Below are 16329 nucleotides of genomic sequence, written 5' to 3'. Positions count from 1 at the left end.
GCCTGGTCGCGGATTTTTTGGTGCCATAAATCTCCATTTCAGGTGTATCCATTGCATCTAGCCCTTATGGGGTAGCCCCTGTTTTCATCCGTGTGAAATTGATTCTGAACATGTTTTTATTCGCTGTATATGTAAATATATAGCGATTTTATCACTGTTCAGGACCAACATAATGCCACTGACAAGAAGGATGTTTGCCCAACTCGTGGCATCTGCGCTGCTGTTACGCCATTTTCCGGCCCTTGCCCAAACACCGCTTACCGTTGCGGTCGGTTCTCCGCCGTCACCCGACGCAATCCAGCGCGTCGTCAGTGCCGGAGCACCTGCCGATATGCTATTGCTGGCCGTCGCACCGGAAAAACTGGTGGGATTTTCATCCTTTGATTTTTCTCACCAGGCCGCAGTGCCATTCCATCATGACATTTTGGCGTTACCGAAGTTGGGAAGACTGGCAGGACGCGCCAGCACCCTGTCACTGGAGGCCTTGTTAGCACTGAAACCCGATCTGGTGGTTGACTGCGGCAATGCTGATGAAACCTGGCTTTCCCAAGCCCGGCAGGTCAACGCGCAAACGCACGTTCCGTGGCTACTGATTAACGGCGAGCTCCGACAAACCCCGGCGCAACTGCAAGCCGCAGGGGCCGCGCTGGGTGTGGCAACACGGGCCTCTGCACAGGCCGCACTGGCCCGTCGGTTTATTGATGACGCAGATGCGTTTTCGCACTCCCCCGCAGCAAAACTGCGCTTTTATGCCGCACGCGGTGCCAGAGGGCTGGAAACCGGTTTGCAGGGTTCACTGCATACCGAGGCACCAGAGTTACTGGGATTACACAATGTCGCGCAAATCCCGGGACGACATGGATTGACCCAGGTATCCATGGAAAATCTGTTGAGCTGGCAGCCCGATATTATTCTGGTTCAGGATGCAGTCACCGCACAGTACCTGCGAGAAGATCCCGTCTGGCAAGGGGTCAAAGCCGTTGCTGAGCAACGTATTCTGTTTCTCAGCGGACTGCCGTTTGGCTGGCTGGACGCCCCGCCGGGCATCAACCGGTTACTCGGATTACGTCGCCTGCACGCCTGGCTTGACCCCAAAATTGAAATCCACTTTAAGACCGATATGCAGCGCTACGCAGAGTTGTTCTGGCACACCTCATTAAGCGATGCACAGTTTCAGAAGCTGGTGACACTGTGATGAGAATGACAACGCTGAGTATCCTGATGATCGCAGCCATTGCCGCGTGCGTCATCGTCGCAACGGTTTCAGGTGCATACCGCCTGGATGCCCAGCAGGTGATGAACCTCATTGCTGGCCATCCAGGCGTGCCGTCCCAGGACAAAATCGTCTTCTGGCAGATTCGATTGCCGCGCATTCTGGCTGCATTGCTGCTGGGCGCGGCACTGGCGGGCGCAGGGACCACTTATCAGGGTATGTTCCGTAACCCACTGGTGTCGCCGGATATTCTCGGTGTGGCGGCCGGGGCGGGTTTAGGGGCCTGTACCGCCATCCTGCTGGGTTTACCGATCCTGTTTATTCAACTGTATGCGTTTGTCGGCGGTCTGTTCGTGGTGGCGGGCGTGTGGCTCATCACCCAGCGGGTAAAACGCCACGATCCGGTACTCACCCTTGTACTGGTCGGCATTGCGTTGGGTACGGTGTGCGGTGCAGGGATTTCGCTCATCAAAACGCTGGCTGACCCGTATACCCAACTACCGTCGATTACCTTCTGGCTACTCGGTGGTCTGTCGACCATCACCGCCCATGACCTGTGGTTGTCCGCACCGCTGATTGTGGCCGGTTTGGTGCCGCTGTTGCTGCTACGCTGGCGTATGAATTTGCTCACCCTCTCGGATGATGAAGCCCGTTCTCTGGGTATCAACGTATCCCGGCTACGGCTCTGGCTGATTATCTGCGCCACGCTTATCACCGCCTGTACTGTGGCGATTGCCGGAATTATTGGCTGGATTGGGCTGGTGGTGCCACACATAGGCAGACTGCTTTGTGGGAACAACCACCAACGGCTACTGCCCGTTTCAATGGGGATCGGCGCTATTTTACTGCTGCTGACAGATACCCTTGCCCGTACCCTGAGCAGCACGGAAATCCCGCTGGGGATCCTGACCGCGTTTATTGGTGCCCCCTTCTTCCTGTTGCTTCTGCTCCGGGGAGGCCGACAATGACGCTGCTGACCGTACAACATGCGTCTCTCGGCTACCATTCCCGACACCCTGTATTGCGCGATGTCTCGTTTAGCGTCGCGCCAGGGTCAATCTGTTGCCTGATTGGCGCCAATGGCAGCGGGAAAACCACCCTGATGCGTACCATTCTTGGCGTTCTTCAACCGCTTGCTGGCCACATTACGCTTGATGGTATCGCGGTGAATCATCTCAGCGACCGTGAACGCGCCGCCACCATCGCCTGGGTTCCTCAGGCACATGACGGTGCGTTTGCCTTCACGGCTCTGGATATGGTGATGATGGGACTGGCCCCGCAAATGGCGGCATTTGCCGTTCCCGGCATCAAAGAGCGCGATATCGCCCTTGAACAACTGGACGTGCTGGCAATCCCACATCTCGCGCCCCGGCGCTGGAACACTCTCAGCGGTGGCGAACGTCAACTGGTGTTGATTGCCCGTGCGCTGGCACAACGTCCACGTCTTTTACTGCTGGATGAACCCGCTTCCAGCCTCGATTTTGGTCACCAGATCCGACTGCTCGACACACTGGTCACGCTAAAAGATTCTGGCATGGCGCTGCTGATGTCGACCCACCATCCGTTGCATGCGCGCGCCATTGCCGACAGCGTGGTGCGCGTCGAGCCAGATGGTCTGGTGTCTCAGGGGGGGCCTGAGCACCAACTGGCTGCTGAACGTCTGGCCACGCTGTATCGGGTCACCCCCTCACAAATAGCCCATCACCTCTTTGGCTCACACGATTAAGGAATCACGATGCTCATTGACGACATTGATTTTGCCGACCTGTACCGCAAACAGTTACTTCTGGCGAAGCGAACCGAGAAAAAACCAGAGCACTGGGACAAACGCGCGGAAAAAATGGCAGAGAATTGCGCCTCATTAACCGACAGCTACCTGCTCCAGTTATTGAGCAAGATTGACCTGAAAGGTGCTGAATCACTGTTTGATATGGGTTGCGGCCCCGGAACGGTTGCGCTGGCGCTGGCCAAAAAAATGCCGATCGTTTACGGCGTAGACTACAGCCAGGGAATGTTGAGCGTTGCCGCTCGCCGTGCCGGACAGATGGGCGTACGCCACGTACAGTGGGTGCAGCGCGCATGGGAAGCGCACTGGGACGACTTACCCCAATGTGATATTGCCGTCGCCTCACGTTCGACGCTGGTTGCCGATATGCGCCAGGCCATGACCAAACTGAATAATCAGGCACGGTTACGGGTTTACACCACCCATCTCGTCAGTTCCTCATTTGTATCACCCACTATTCAGCGCGCGTTGGGCCGCGAGGTGATTGAGCTTCCCAACTATATCTATGCACTGAATGTTTTGTATCAGATGGGCATTCACGCACATGTTGATTTTATCCGTGGACCCAACTGCCAGCAGGACAACAGCACCTGGACACGTTTTCTGGAGAACGTGCGCTGGAGCATGGGGGAACTGAGCACAGACGAAATTGAGCGGCTGGAGCACTGGTACCATCAGCAGGACCCTCGCACCATCGCGCCCGCCAGTCGCGACTGGGCGCTTATCTGGTGGGACAGCGTACCGCGGGAGGCGCTGCAATGATCTACGTCTCACAGGCGCAAGTCGATGCGCTGCTGCTGGAGGATATTCAGGGCGGCGATTTAACAACCCGCGCGTTGGGTATCGGCGCACAGCCAGGAAGTATGGTTTTTTATCACCGCCAGGGCGGGTGCGTGAGCGGAACCGCTGTTGCCAGACAAATGCTGACATCACTGGGTTTGACCGTTACCGACCTTGTGGCAGATGGCGAACGGGTGAACAGCGGACAGTTACTTCTGCGCGCACACGGTAACGCGGCGGCACTACACCAGGGCTGGAAAGCGGTACAGAACGTGCTGGAGCGGAGTTGCGGTGTCTCACGCTATCTCGACGAGATGCTGAACGTGCTACGCCAACGCTATCCTGATGGCCAGATTGCCTGTACCCGCAAAGCCATTCCCGGCACGCGTTTGTTGGCGACTCAGGCGATCCTTGCCGCCGGAGGCATTATCCACCGGGGCGGGTGCGCCGAAACCGTTCTGCTGTTTGCGAATCATCGCCGCTTTCTTGCCAATCCGAACGGCTGGACTGCGGCAATCGCGCAACTCCGCACCCATGCGCCAGAAAAAAAGATTGTGGTCGAAGCCGATACCCCCGATGAGGCACTGGCCGCGCTACATGCTGCGCCTGATGTGCTGCAACTCGATAAGTTTACCCCTGAGCAGGCAGCAGACATCGCTCGCCTGGCTCCTTCTCTGGCCCCCCATTGCACGCTGGCGCTGACTGGCGGCATTACCCTCGCCTCACTGGCGAGTTATCTCGACTGTGGCATCAGACTCTTTATCACCTCCGCGCCTTACTACGCCCCACCGGCGGATATCAAAGTTAGCCTGAGCCCGGACGCACGTGGCATATAACATTTATAAATGGACTATAAATAATGAATTTCAACAAAAGTTGTCTTTACACAGCCCTATCGTTTGCTTTCGCGCAAGGTGCTTTTGCTGGGCAGGAAAGCGAAACCATGACCGTCTGGTCTAGTCCGGCCTCCGCCGCAACCACGACGGTTTTGGGCCAGGAAACGATGCAGCAACTGGATAAACAAAACGTGGCGCAGGCGCTAAGCGTCGTTCCCGGCGTCGTGCTGCAAAAATCCGGTAACCGTAATGAGCAACAAGTGAAAGTCCGCGGTTTTGACAGCCGTCAGGTCCCGGTCTTTTTCGACGGTGTTCCGGTGTACATACCCTACGATGGCAACCTTGATTTAGGTCGTTTTCTGACATCCGATATCGCGTCTGTCGAAGTCTCTAAAGGCTACTCATCTTTGCTACAGGGGCCGAACCAGATGGGTGGCGCTATCAACATCACGACCAAAAAACCCACCAAACCGATTGAGGGCTCTCTGGGGTATCGTCAGGGCTGGAGCCGGAGCAAAGACAATGCCCATGATATGCACGCGTCGTTCGGTGCCAGCAACGATCTCGGATATATCCAGCTCAGTGGTAGCCAGCTAAAACAGGATTTCCTCGGATTACCTCATGGTGTTGATAACCCGGTAGCGGGCAGCAATGGCAAGATGATTAACTCATCAGCCGATGATAAACGCGGCATCGTGAAACTGGGTTTCACGCCACGCGGCGATGATGAGTATGTTCTGACCTACATTAATCAGGACGGCGAAAAAGATAACCCGCCGTATGCCGGAACCAGCAGCCAGAAATCGCGTTATTGGCAATGGCCGCAATATGATAAAGAAAGTTATTACTATCAGGGCACCACGCATTTGGGCGATCGCTTTACATTGAAAAGCCGCCTGTATCGCGACACCTTTGAAAATACGCTGATGATGTACAATTCCCTTGCCGATCTGAAAAATAAGAAAGGCAGCTACAGCCATTATTCTGACTATAGCGACGGCGCAGGTTTGCAGCTTTCCGCTGATATGCGGGAAAACGACCTGCTCTCTTTCGCCGTGAACTGGAAAGACGATGTTCATCGCGAAAAAGGGGCTCCGAATGCCGCTTATGACCGCTACGAAGATCGCACCTGGTCTGTCGCCAGTGAATATCAATGGGCGGCTGCGGATAATGTCGATGTGGTGGCAGGTATCAGCTACGACTGGCGTGACAGCGTAGAGGGGATGAAGCACGAGAAAAACGGCAGTGTTACCCATTATGATGACAACAACCAGTCCGCCTTTAACTGGCAGGTAATGACCAAATACCACTTTGAAAATTCTGACACATTAGCGCTCTCCTACTCTGACAGAACGCGCTTCCCCACACTGAAAGAACGCTACACCACGTCAAAACCGGCTTATAACCAGATAGCGCTGGTCAACCCGCAGCTAAAACCGGAACGCGCCCGTAGCGTCGATCTCACGTGGAACGGTTCGTTCACCCAGAACTGGGGATTCGAAGCCAGCGTGTATTACAACCGCATTACCGATGCGATTCTGTCCCACAATATTGATGCCGACACGATTCAGAACCAAAACAGTGGTCGGGTGGATTACACCGGCCTGGATGCAGGCGTCAAAGGTAAGGTCTTTGACATGCTGGATGTGGGGCTGAGCTACGGCCTTATCCATGCTGACGTTAAACGCAGCGACATCGGTAAAATTACCGATCTGCCAACACAAACGCTAACCGCCTGGATGACGCTGAAGCCGTGGGACCCACTCAGCATTACGCTGTCCGAAGAAGCCCGCTCTTCAAGCTATAGCAATTCTGATGGCTCACAAAAAGCGGCTGGGTTCGCCATTACCCACCTCCGGGCAGATTACACCCTCGGACATGGCTTTAGCGTTAACGCTTCGGTCAACAACCTGTTTGATACACAGTACGTCTACAGCGAAGGGTTTATCGAAGAAGGTCGAAATTACTGGGCCGGGGTTGAGTATCAGTTCTGACTTAGCGATACAGAGAAACGGCCCCGTTCAGGGTAATGCTGTTCAGTTAACGGCTCAGTTTCAGAAAGTATCGCCTGTGAGGGTAGAAGTTATGAATATGCACTCTCAGAGAAAGGGTTCCGTTCACCTCATGTTCATCGCTTCTCTGAAACGCCGGCTCCTGTGAACGAGTAAAGGGCGTTCTCCGCCACGCCCTTTACAATCCCGGCTCCCGGCGGGAAAATTGTTGCTGCGCAATACCCTCCGCTTATTCCTTCAGGCTACCGGGTCGGGCGCGAGGTAGCGTCCCTGCAAAGCGCGCCCTGAGCCAGCATCCATGCTGGCTCTCCCGGCCTTACGGAAACACGTCGGCAATTTTCAGCCGGACCAGCCCGCACCTCACCTTCTGCGTTTTTGTTTAAACAGCAAAACAGATTTAACTGGAAGTCAGAGAGTTGAAGCGATGACTCTGGTTCCGGCTGAAAATCGATGAGGCGTTGACGGCTGACCGGGGCTGTCCGCAGGGATGCGGACAGAGGGGACGGCCTGCATGGATGCAAGGGAGGCGGCGGTGAGCCTCCCTTGCACGTTCACGGGTATCTGCGCTTCAGAGAAATGACACAACTAAGGTGAACGGAACTCTGAGCAAGAATCACATGTTCACCAGACATGCTTAACTGAACGGCATTACTGCTCGGGGGCCGTTTGATTAATCTCGTCGTACCAGTCGGAAAACACCCAGTACTACAATCGCGCCGACCACGGCCACCAGGAAGCTGTGGAGATTAAACCCACTGACATCGCCACCGATACCAAACATCGTTGCCAGCCACCCACCGACCACAGCACCGACAATACCGAGAATGCAGGTCAGAATAAACCCACCGCCATCACGCCCCGGCATAATCAGCTTGGCGATAACCCCCGCAATCAGACCAAAAATAATCCAGGCAATAATTCCCATTTTCAGGCCCTCTTTCCAGTGAACGCACACGCAAGACACTCCTGCGCCAGCACGTTAAGTATAGGCAAGCCATCGCTACCTGCTGTTTGCACTCAGACTTAATTCATTGGCTTGGGTAAAAAATTTCATCCATTTGTATTAAGTTCCGTCTCGCGATGCCGATAACCCAACGATAAGCCAGGTATCCAGGAGTCATTAGGTGTGAGTAACTACAATGAGCAGTTCCTGAAGCAAAACCCGCTCGCAGTATTAGGGGTACTCCGGGACTTAAATTCACAGCAGGTTCCACTGCGTATCTCCTGGTCAGGAGGTCAGTTCATCAGCAAAATTCTTGCTGTCAGCCCGGACGAATTGATCATGGATTTTGGCAGTCAGGAATATGAAAACCAGGCCGTGCAACGCGCCAGCCAGATCTCAATTATCGCCGAAACGCAGGGTGCCAAGGTGGAGTTTACCCTCCCGCAACTGACAAAAGGCGAGTATCAACGATTGCCAGCCTTTATCTCATCGTTGCCACCTTCGCTGTGGTTCGTCCAGCGCCGGGAATACTTCCGCATCGGTGCACCGTTACACCCGCCCTATCACTGCAAGGCGAAAATGCCGGACAACAGTATCCTGCATTTTCGCTTATTCGATTTGTCTCTTGGCGGCATGGGCGCGCTATTAGAAGGGGCTACACCGGAGGGGCTGGTTGAAGGTATGCGCTTCTCGCAGGTTGAACTGAATATGGAACAATGGGGTGTGTACCACGTTGATGCCCAGCTCATCTCGATTACCGAGCGAAAAGTGATCGACGGGAAAAATGAGACCATCACCACTCCCCGCCTGAGCTTTCGTTTTCTCAACGTCGGCCCGGCGGTGGAGCGGAATTTACAGCGGATTATTTTTTCGCTTGAGCGCGAGGCTCGGGAAAAGTCGAATAAAGTGCGCGAGTAATATCACACGCGTTACATCGCATCCAGCGCTCGCTGAAGCTTCCAGATATAACGTGGGGCCTGCGGCGCAGGATGGTTATCGACAACATGTTCAAAAAACTCATCCGCGCTCAGATCGTTGATTTTGCTGATGGCTTTTTTCCTGTCAGAGGAGAACGTCCGCAGCAGCGCCCCGGCACCGTTCGCGTATGACACCACCAGCGCATATTGCATCACCTGTGGATCTTCAATTCCCGCCAGCGGACCGGTTTCAAGAATGCTCAGATACGCCGCCCCCATGGAGATATTGCGCTCTGGATTTTTCAGCTCACTGGTCGACGGCTCTCCGCTCCATCCCATGCGGCGATAAACGTCCCGCCCGGAGGTGGAGGCTTTAAGCTGCATCAGACCGATGGCATTAGATTTACTGACTGCATTGGGGTTACCCCCTGATTCAATAGCGATAATCGCCGTAATCAATTGTGGGCTAACGCCCCAGGCCGCGCCGGCTTTTTCACTGATAGGCATCCATTGCATCGCGCGTTTAACCGGAACTTCTGCGTTCCATGGCGGATTTTTGTAATCCTGTTTTGAACTACAGCCCGCAAGTATTACAACCAAAAAAGCAAACCATCTCAATTTCACGTCATCTATCCTTATAGCCGGAACCTGTCGCTGAGGTGACAACGACATACCTACGCGGCATGATATACATTTGGTTTTAGTTGTAGCAAGGAAATGCCATGTCCCGGTTTCACTTAATTGCCCCGTCGGGCTACTGTATCAACCAGCAGGCTGCATTACGTGGGCTTGCGCGTCTTACTGAGGCCGGTCATCAGGTCGATAACACTGCCGTCATCGCCCGCCGCTGTCAGCGTTTTGCCGGTACCGAAGCCGAGCGTCTGGCGGATGTGAATTCACTCGTTGAACTAAAAACGCCTGATACTATTGTGATGGCGGTGCGCGGCGGCTACGGTGCGAGCCGTTTGCTGGCAGAGATTGACTGGCAGGCGCTGGCCGTTCGCCAGCAACAGAACCCACTCCTGCTGTGTGGTCACAGCGATTTCACGGCTATTCAATGCGGGCTGCTGGCGAAGAGTCATGTCATCTCGTTTAGTGGCCCGATGCTGGCAGCTAACTTCGGTGCCGAGGAAATGAACGCCTTTACCGAGCACCATTTTTGGCAGGCTTTGCGCAATGCCGAATTTACCCTCGACTGGCAAGGGCATGGCCCGGATTGCGCTACCGAAGGCACGCTGTGGGGCGGAAATCTGGCGATGCTCATTTCGCTGATGGGGACGCCGTGGATGCCCGCCATTGAGAACGGTATTCTGGTGCTGGAAGACATCAACGAGCACCCGTTTCGCATCGAGCGCATGCTGCTACAACTTTATCATGCTGGGATCCTCGCCCGCCAGAACGCCATCATTCTCGGCAGTTTTAGCGGCAGTGCGCCTAATGATTATGATGCCGGTTACAGTCTTGATTCAGTCTGCGCGTTTTTGCGTGCCAAATTATCGGTTCCACTGTTAAGCGGCCTCGATTTTGGCCATGAACAACGCACCGTCACCTTACCTTTAGGGGCCAAAGCCGTGCTGAAAAATGATAAAAACGGCAGTCAACTCACAATCTCCGGTCATCCGGTGCTTAAATCGTAAAAAAAGCCTGCCTCAGGGCTAAGTAAAACGCTGTTTCTGTCGTTATTATGTTAGGGTTTATTAATACGAAACAGCGTAATTCAGGAGTAACCGAACGTTGGATGCCGCAGCAATCATTAGCCTTTTTATTTTGGGTTCCGTTCTCGTCACCTGCAGTATCTTGCTAAGTTCATTCTCATCACGTCTTGGTATCCCGATTCTGGTGATTTTCCTCGCTATTGGCATGTTAGCGGGCGTGGACGGTGTTGGCGGCATTCCTTTTGATAACTATCCTTTTGCCTACATGGTCAGTAACCTGGCGTTGGCCGTGATCCTGCTTGACGGCGGGATGCGCACTCAGGCCAGCTCCTTTCGTGTTGCGCTAGGCCCGGCATTATCGTTGGCGACCGTGGGCGTGCTGATTACCTCTGGTTTAACCGGCATGATGGCGGCATGGCTGTTTCATCTGGATCTCATCGAAGGACTGCTGATTGGCGCGATTGTCGGCTCAACCGATGCCGCAGCGGTATTTTCCCTGCTCGGCGGTAAAGGACTTAACGAACGTGTGGGATCGACGCTGGAAATTGAGTCAGGTAGTAATGACCCAATGGCCGTATTTCTGACCATTACGCTTATCGAAATGATCCAGAACCACGAGACCGGTTTAAGCTGGATGTTCGCCGTGCATATTATCCAGCAGTTTGGCTTAGGTATCGCTATCGGTCTCGGCGGTGGATACCTGCTCCAGCAGATGATTAATCGTATTTCACTGCCTGCCGGGCTGTATCCGCTGCTGGCCTTAAGCGGCGGGATCCTGATTTTTGCCCTGACTACCGCACTTGAAGGCAGCGGCATTCTGGCGGTTTATCTGTGTGGCTTCCTGCTGGGAAATCGCCCGATCCGCAACCGCTTCGGTATTCTGCAAAACTTTGACGGTCTGGCCTGGCTGGCGCAAATTGCCATGTTCCTGGTGCTGGGATTGCTGGTGACGCCATCCGACCTGTTGCCGATCGCGATTCCGGCGTTGATTTTGTCTGCCTGGATGATTTTCTTCGCGCGTCCGTTGTCGGTGTTCGCCGGATTGCTGCCATTTCGTGGTTTCAATCTGCGTGAGCGCATTTTCATTAGCTGGGTTGGCTTACGCGGTGCGGTACCCATCATCCTTGCCGTCTTCCCGATGATGGCGGGTCTGGAAAATGCGCGTTTGTTCTTTAACGTCGCATTCTTTGTGGTACTGATCTCGCTGCTGTTCCAGGGGACGTCGCTGTCGTGGGCCGCTAAAAAAGCCAAAGTCGTGGTACCTCCTGTTGGCTGGCCAGTTTCACGTATTGGTCTCGATATTCACCCGGATAATCCCTGGGAGCAGTTCGTTTACCAGTTGAGTGCCGATAAATGGTGCGTAGGGGCCGCATTGCGTGACTTGCATATGCCAGAGGAAACGCGTATTGCCGCACTGTTTCGTGACAACGTGCTGTTTCACCCATCAGGCAGTACCCGCCTGCGTGAAGGCGATGTGCTGTGCGTCATTGGTCGCGAACGCGACCTGCCCGCCTTAGGCAAGCTGTTCAGTCAGTCACCGCCTGTGTCGTTAGACCAGCGTTTCTTTGGTGATTTTATTCTCGAAGCCAGCGCGAAATATGCCGATGTGGCACTGATTTATGGTCTGGAAGATGGCACCGAGTATCGCGATAAGCAGCAAACGCTGGGTGAAATTGTTCAGCAACTGTTGGGTGCTGCACCGGTTGTCGGTGACCAGGTGGAATTTGCCGGTATGATCTGGACGGTAGCCGAGAAAGAAGATAATGCCGTGCTGAAAGTGGGTGTCCGCGTGGCAGAAGATGAGGATGAATAACGCAGTTGTTTTGGCCGGGTGACGGCTGCGCCTTACCCGGCCTACAAATGTACTGCTTCTGTAGGCCTGAAAGCTGCGCGCCGTCAGGCAACTCTACAAAAGTTACATCGTCACTACCGGTACGCGCAGCGCCAGAGAGCACATTAATTCATAGCCCACCGTGCCCGCCGCTGTCGCCACATCGTCGATTTTAATCTCTTTGCCCCACAGTTCCACAGGCGTTCCTATCCCCGCCTGTGGACATGGTGTCAGGTCAACCGCCAGCATATCCATGGATACCGTGCCGACCGTCCCGGTACGTACACCGTCCACCAGGACAGGTGTCCCACTCGGAGCATGGCGCGGATAACCATCGGCATAGCCTGTTGCCACAATTCCAATGCGCTGATCACCGCTGGCAGTGTAACGGCCACCGTAACCAACCCGGTCGCCTGCTTTCAGCGTTTGCACACCGATAATCTCACTGCTCAGCGTCATCACTGGCTTAAGTCCGGTGTTGGCAATGTCCCGCCATTGTCCCGACGGCGACGCGCCGTACAGAATAATGCCCGGACGAACCCAGTCATAATGCGCTTGTGGGTGCCACAGCGTCGCAGCAGAATTCGACAGCGAACGTCTACACTCCAGTCCTTCCGTTGCCTGCGCAATACGCGCCATCGCGTCCTTGATGCCATCCGGATGTTCAGCATCAGCAAAATGCGACATTAGCGTCATCTCACCCACGTTAGGCATTGCCCGCAACTGTTGCCAGACGGTCGCTACTCGCTCTGGTAAGAAACCCAGCCGGTTCATGCCGCTATTCACTTTCAGGTAAATATCCAGCGGCGCGTTCAGCCGGGCATTTTGCAACGCTTTGAGCTGCCAGTTACTGTGGACACAGGTGGTCAGACGATATGTGTCATACACCGTCAGGTCTTCGGCATGGAAAAACCCCTCCAGCATTAAAATCGGTCCTTTCCATCCCCGCTCCCGCAGGGTGATCGCCTCCTCGAGATTGAGCATAGCGAAACCATCGGTCGTTCCCAGTGCCGTCCAGACGCGTTCTATACCGTGTCCGTAGGCATTGGCTTTTACGACCGACCAGACGCGGGAGTCCGGCGCAGCCTGACGCGTAATGGTCAGATTTTGTTTCAACGCCTGCAGGTCAATGCTGGCCAGTATCGGGCGGGTCATCTCGCGTCCTTATTAGTTGTGTACGCCATGTAAATGCCGCGGGCGAGACGGGGTAAATCCCGGACTGTAACGCGCCACGCTCAGATCGTCATAAGGTATGGCTGGCGTGCGACCAGAGAGAATATCGCTCAGCAACTGACCCGATCCACATGCCATCGTCCAGCCCAGTGTGCCATGCCCCGTATTGAGCAGCAGATTCTTAAAGCGGGTACGCCCCACCACTGGCGTTCCGTCTGGCGTCATCGGACGCAGCCCGGTCCAGAAGGTGGCTTGTTCAACATGACCGCCGCGCGGAAAGAGATCGCGCACCACCATCTCCAGCGTCTCACGACGTGGTTGTAGTAGCTCGGTATTAAAACCAACAATTTCTGCCATACCGCCAACACGAATTCGCTCATCAAAACGGGTAATAGCGATTTTGTAGGTTTCATCAAGAATAGTGGAAACCGGCGCACCATCATCTTCTGCCACCGGTATGGTTAATGAGTAGCCTTTGAGCGGATACACCGGAATATCAACGATTCCTTTGAGCATCGCTGTGGAATACGAGCCAAAGGCCATAACATAGGCATCGGCTTTGATAACTTCGTCGCCACACTGGACACCATAGATTTGCTCGCCTTCGCTGAGTAGCTTATCGACGGGGGTGTTAAAACGGAATTTTACCCCCGCCTGCTCGGCCATTTTCGCCAGACGCTGGGTAAACAGCTGACAGTCACCGGTTTCGTCATTCGGTAACCGTAACCCGCCTGTTAGTTTGTGCGCGACCTCTGCCAGCGCAGGTTCGACTTCCGCCAGACGATTTGCCTCCAGAAGTTGGTACGGCACACCGGCATCTTCCAGCACGGCAATATCACGCGTGGCGTTCTCATACTGTTGAGCGGTTCTAAACAGTTGTAACGTACCGCCCTGACGACCTTCATACTCGATCCCCGTGGTGGCTCGCAGCGTCTTCAGACAATCACGGCTGTACTCCGCCAGCCGCACCATGCGCCCTTTGTTTTCCATGTAGTGGCTGGTGTCGCAGTTGCGCAGCATTTGCCACATCCACTTCAGTTGGAACTGCGTGCCGTCGAGGCGTACAGCCAACGGAGCGTGGCGCTGAAACATCCATTTAATCGCTTTTAGCGGTACGCCTGGCGCCGCCCACGGCGCGGCATAACCAGGAGAGATTTGCCCGGCATTCGCCGCACTGGTTTCCAGTGCCGGACCCGGCTCACGATCGATGACGGTGACATCGTGTCCAGCCTGACTTAAATACCAGGCGCTGGTCACGCCAACGACGCCACTTCCCAGTATGACAACTCGCATAGCCACTCCGTTAACAGTAAAAGAACAATCTTCTAATTACATCTTGATAACTCAGTTGAAAATATTATTCAACATATGGCTTTTTTATGGTGATGTATCTCACACATAGCAGTGATTGCAGGGAAGTCTCTGCTTTGGCATCTCCTGCTGCGCGTAAATTTTATCCAGCATAAAATTTTGTCACCTCGACGTTTTTCGACGCTTCGCTGACGTGAAATCGCAAAGAAAAAATTTCTCCTGCAGCACGCTTTTTAACACCATGATCTATGCTTGAAATGAGGTACTCCAGACAGAGAGTGCCGCCAACAATGAGGGTGCGCGAATGGCTACGATTGATTCCATGAACAAGGACAGCACACGGTTAAGCGATGGACCCGACTGGACCTTTGATCTGCTGGATGTCTATCTGGCAGAGATAGACCGCGTGGCGAAACTCTACAAACTGGATACCTACCCGCACCAAATCGAGGTGATCACTTCTGAACAAATGATGGACGCCTATTCCAGCGTAGGGATGCCAATCAACTATCCGCACTGGTCGTTTGGTAAAAAGTTTATTGAAACCGAACGCTTGTACAAACATGGTCAGCAAGGACTGGCCTATGAGATTGTTATTAACTCCAACCCGTGTATCGCGTACCTGATGGAAGAGAACACCATCACCATGCAGGCACTGGTCATGGCGCATGCCTGCTATGGACATAACTCTTTCTTCAAGAATAACTACCTGTTCCGCAGTTGGACAGACGCCAGCTCCATCGTCGATTACCTGATCTTTGCGCGAAACTACATTACCCAGTGTGAAGAGCGTTACGGTGTTGATGAAGTTGAGAAACTCCTCGACTCCTGCCATGCGCTGATGAATTACGGCGTTGACCGTTATAAACGCCCGCAAAAAATCTCGCTACAGGAAGAGAAGGCCCGGCAGAAAAGCCGTGAAGAGTATCTGCAAAGTCAGGTGAATATGCTGTGGCGTACGTTGCCGAAGAAAGAGGAAGAGAAGACGATCTCTACCGCACGGCGTTATCCTTCTGAGCCGCAGGAAAACCTGCTGTATTTTATGGAGAAAAACGCCCCACTGCTTGAGTCCTGGCAGCGAGAGGTCCTGCGTATTGTGCGTAAGGTAAGCCAGTATTTTTATCCCCAGAAACAGACTCAGGTTATGAACGAGGGATGGGCAACCTTCTGGCACTACACCATCCTCAATCACCTTTATGATGAAGGCAAAGTCACCGAGCGCTTTATGCTGGAGTTTCTGCATAGCCATACCAACGTGGTATTCCAGCCACCGTATAACAGTCCATGGTATAGCGGGATAAACCCTTATGCGCTGGGTTTTGCTATGTTCCAGGATATCAAACGTATTTGTCAGTCGCCCACCGAGGAGGACAAATACTGGTTCCCAAATATTGCGGGTTCCGACTGGCTGGAAACGCTGCATTTCGCGATGCGTGATTTTAAAGATGAGAGCTTTATCAGCCAGTTCCTGTCACCAAAAGTGATGCGCGATTTCCGCCTGTTCACGGTGCTGGATGATGACCGCCATAATTATCTGGAAATTTCAGCGATTCACAATGAGGAGGGTTATCGCGAGATCCGTAACAGGCTGTCATCGCAATATAACCTGAGCAATCTTGAGCCGAATATTCAAATCTGGAATGTCGATCTGCGCGGCGACCGTTCACTGACCTTGCGTTACATCCCACATAACCGCGCGCCGTTGGATAAAGGACGCAAAGAAGTGTTGAAGCATGTTCATCGGCTGTGGGGATTTGATGTAATGCTGGAGCAGCAAAATGAAGATGGCAGCGTTGAACTGCTGGAGCGTTGCCCGCCAAGGATGAACGGCCTGTAAAATTGATTGCCGGAGGTGGTGTAATACACCTTATC

Annotated in this window: 14 protein-coding genes; 10 read left to right on the top strand and 4 right to left on the bottom strand. The window is 53.9% G+C overall.

Annotated features, from left to right (window positions below; translation table 11 throughout):
• The first annotated feature begins 172 nt into the window (after positions 1–172).
• The 6 genes from NNO03_RS07825 to NNO03_RS07800 are packed head-to-tail and all read left to right on the top strand — an operon-like array spanning position 173 to position 6609.
• On the top strand, positions 173–1195 hold the full coding sequence (locus tag NNO03_RS07825; RefSeq protein ID WP_271449232.1) for an ABC transporter substrate-binding protein: 1023 nt from the start codon (positions 173–175) through the stop codon (positions 1193–1195).
• Positions 1195–2181 (top strand): iron ABC transporter permease, encoded by a 987-nt coding sequence (locus NNO03_RS07820; protein WP_271449264.1) that lies wholly within the window; start codon positions 1195–1197, stop codon positions 2179–2181. Before NNO03_RS07825 ends, NNO03_RS07820 begins: the two co-directional genes overlap by 1 nt.
• Positions 2178–2939 (top strand): ABC transporter ATP-binding protein, encoded by a 762-nt coding sequence (locus NNO03_RS07815; protein WP_271449231.1) that lies wholly within the window; start codon positions 2178–2180, stop codon positions 2937–2939. The genes NNO03_RS07820 and NNO03_RS07815 overlap by 4 nt, the downstream gene beginning before the upstream one ends.
• A 9-nt stretch (positions 2940–2948) precedes the next feature.
• Positions 2949–3761 carry a class I SAM-dependent methyltransferase gene (locus NNO03_RS07810; RefSeq protein WP_271441506.1) on the top strand — a complete coding sequence of 271 codons (813 nt, stop codon included), beginning with the start codon at positions 2949–2951 and terminating at the stop codon, positions 3759–3761.
• The gene (gene modD, locus NNO03_RS07805; protein ID WP_271449230.1) at positions 3758–4615 is read left to right on the top strand and encodes a ModD protein; all 858 of its coding nucleotides are present in this window, start codon (positions 3758–3760) and stop codon (positions 4613–4615) included. Before NNO03_RS07810 ends, modD begins: the two co-directional genes overlap by 4 nt.
• A 23-nt stretch (positions 4616–4638) precedes the next feature.
• Positions 4639–6609: a TonB-dependent siderophore receptor gene (locus tag NNO03_RS07800; RefSeq protein WP_271449229.1), complete on the top strand. Its 1971-nt coding sequence runs from the start codon at positions 4639–4641 to the stop codon at positions 6607–6609.
• Positions 6610–7297: 688 nt separating this feature from the next.
• On the opposite strand, the gene NNO03_RS07795 is transcribed toward NNO03_RS07800, so the two are convergent.
• Entirely contained in the window at positions 7298–7552 is a 255-nt protein-coding gene (locus tag NNO03_RS07795; RefSeq protein ID WP_048212573.1) for a GlsB/YeaQ/YmgE family stress response membrane protein, read from the bottom strand.
• Between the two features lie 201 nt (positions 7553–7753).
• Here NNO03_RS07795 and ycgR point away from each other — a divergent pair, with 201 nt between their 5' ends.
• Positions 7754–8488: a flagellar brake protein YcgR gene (gene ycgR, locus NNO03_RS07790; RefSeq protein ID WP_271441509.1), complete on the top strand. Its 735-nt coding sequence runs from the start codon at positions 7754–7756 to the stop codon at positions 8486–8488.
• An 11-nt stretch (positions 8489–8499) separates the two neighbouring features.
• Here the strand turns inward: ycgR and emtA are convergent, their stop codons facing one another.
• Complete coding sequence (emtA, locus tag NNO03_RS07785; protein WP_040232326.1) at positions 8500–9111, bottom strand: membrane-bound lytic murein transglycosylase EmtA; 612 nt, start codon at positions 9109–9111, stop codon at positions 8500–8502.
• Positions 9112–9209: 98 nt separating this feature from the next.
• On the opposite strand from emtA, the gene ldcA reads away from it, so the two are divergent.
• Both ldcA and NNO03_RS07775 read left to right on the top strand, forming a co-directional pair.
• Complete coding sequence (ldcA, locus tag NNO03_RS07780) at positions 9210–10124, top strand: muramoyltetrapeptide carboxypeptidase (RefSeq protein WP_271449228.1); 915 nt, start codon at positions 9210–9212, stop codon at positions 10122–10124.
• A gap of 97 nt (positions 10125–10221) precedes the next feature.
• Positions 10222–11955: a potassium/proton antiporter gene (locus NNO03_RS07775; RefSeq protein WP_271441511.1), complete on the top strand. Its 1734-nt coding sequence runs from the start codon at positions 10222–10224 to the stop codon at positions 11953–11955.
• A gap of 102 nt (positions 11956–12057) precedes the next feature.
• Here the strand turns inward: NNO03_RS07775 and dadX are convergent, their stop codons facing one another.
• Positions 12058–13128, bottom strand: coding sequence for a catabolic alanine racemase DadX (gene dadX / locus NNO03_RS07770; protein ID WP_271441512.1), 1071 nt, complete (start codon positions 13126–13128; stop codon positions 12058–12060).
• Positions 13129–13140: 12 nt separating this feature from the next.
• Positions 13141–14439 carry a D-amino acid dehydrogenase gene (locus NNO03_RS07765; RefSeq protein WP_271449227.1) on the bottom strand — a complete coding sequence of 433 codons (1299 nt, stop codon included), beginning with the start codon at positions 14437–14439 and terminating at the stop codon, positions 13141–13143.
• Positions 14440–14761: 322 nt separating this feature from the next.
• Between NNO03_RS07765 and NNO03_RS07760 the strand changes: the two genes are divergently transcribed.
• A complete protein-coding gene (locus NNO03_RS07760) occupies positions 14762–16294 on the top strand; it encodes a SpoVR family protein (protein WP_271441514.1) in 1533 nt (510 codons plus the stop codon).
• Positions 16295–16329 lie beyond the last annotated feature (35 nt).

Origin of the sequence: Citrobacter sp. Igbk 16, assembly GCF_028069755.1 — a bacterium.
Classification (GTDB): Bacteria; Pseudomonadota; Gammaproteobacteria; order Enterobacterales; family Enterobacteriaceae; genus Citrobacter.
The sequence above is the reverse complement of the archived record's forward strand: the minus strand, read 5'-3'. Positions and strand labels throughout refer to the sequence as shown.

Coding starts and splice junctions, on each gene's coding strand:
- NNO03_RS07825 (WP_271449232.1), top strand. CDS start 173: ATGCCACTGACAAGAAGGATGTTTGCCCAACTCGTGGCATCTGCGCTG.
- NNO03_RS07820 (WP_271449264.1), top strand. CDS start 1,195: ATGAGAATGACAACGCTGAGTATCCTGATGATCGCAGCCATTGCCGCG.
- NNO03_RS07815 (WP_271449231.1), top strand. CDS start 2,178: ATGACGCTGCTGACCGTACAACATGCGTCTCTCGGCTACCATTCCCGA.
- NNO03_RS07810 (WP_271441506.1), top strand. CDS start 2,949: ATGCTCATTGACGACATTGATTTTGCCGACCTGTACCGCAAACAGTTA.
- modD (WP_271449230.1), top strand. CDS start 3,758: ATGATCTACGTCTCACAGGCGCAAGTCGATGCGCTGCTGCTGGAGGAT.
- NNO03_RS07800 (WP_271449229.1), top strand. CDS start 4,639: ATGAATTTCAACAAAAGTTGTCTTTACACAGCCCTATCGTTTGCTTTC.
- NNO03_RS07795 (WP_048212573.1), bottom strand. CDS start 7,552: ATGGGAATTATTGCCTGGATTATTTTTGGTCTGATTGCGGGGGTTATC.
- ldcA (WP_271449228.1), top strand. CDS start 9,210: ATGTCCCGGTTTCACTTAATTGCCCCGTCGGGCTACTGTATCAACCAG.
- dadX (WP_271441512.1), bottom strand. CDS start 13,128: ATGACCCGCCCGATACTGGCCAGCATTGACCTGCAGGCGTTGAAACAA.
- NNO03_RS07765 (WP_271449227.1), bottom strand. CDS start 14,439: ATGCGAGTTGTCATACTGGGAAGTGGCGTCGTTGGCGTGACCAGCGCC.
- NNO03_RS07760 (WP_271441514.1), top strand. CDS start 14,762: ATGGCTACGATTGATTCCATGAACAAGGACAGCACACGGTTAAGCGAT.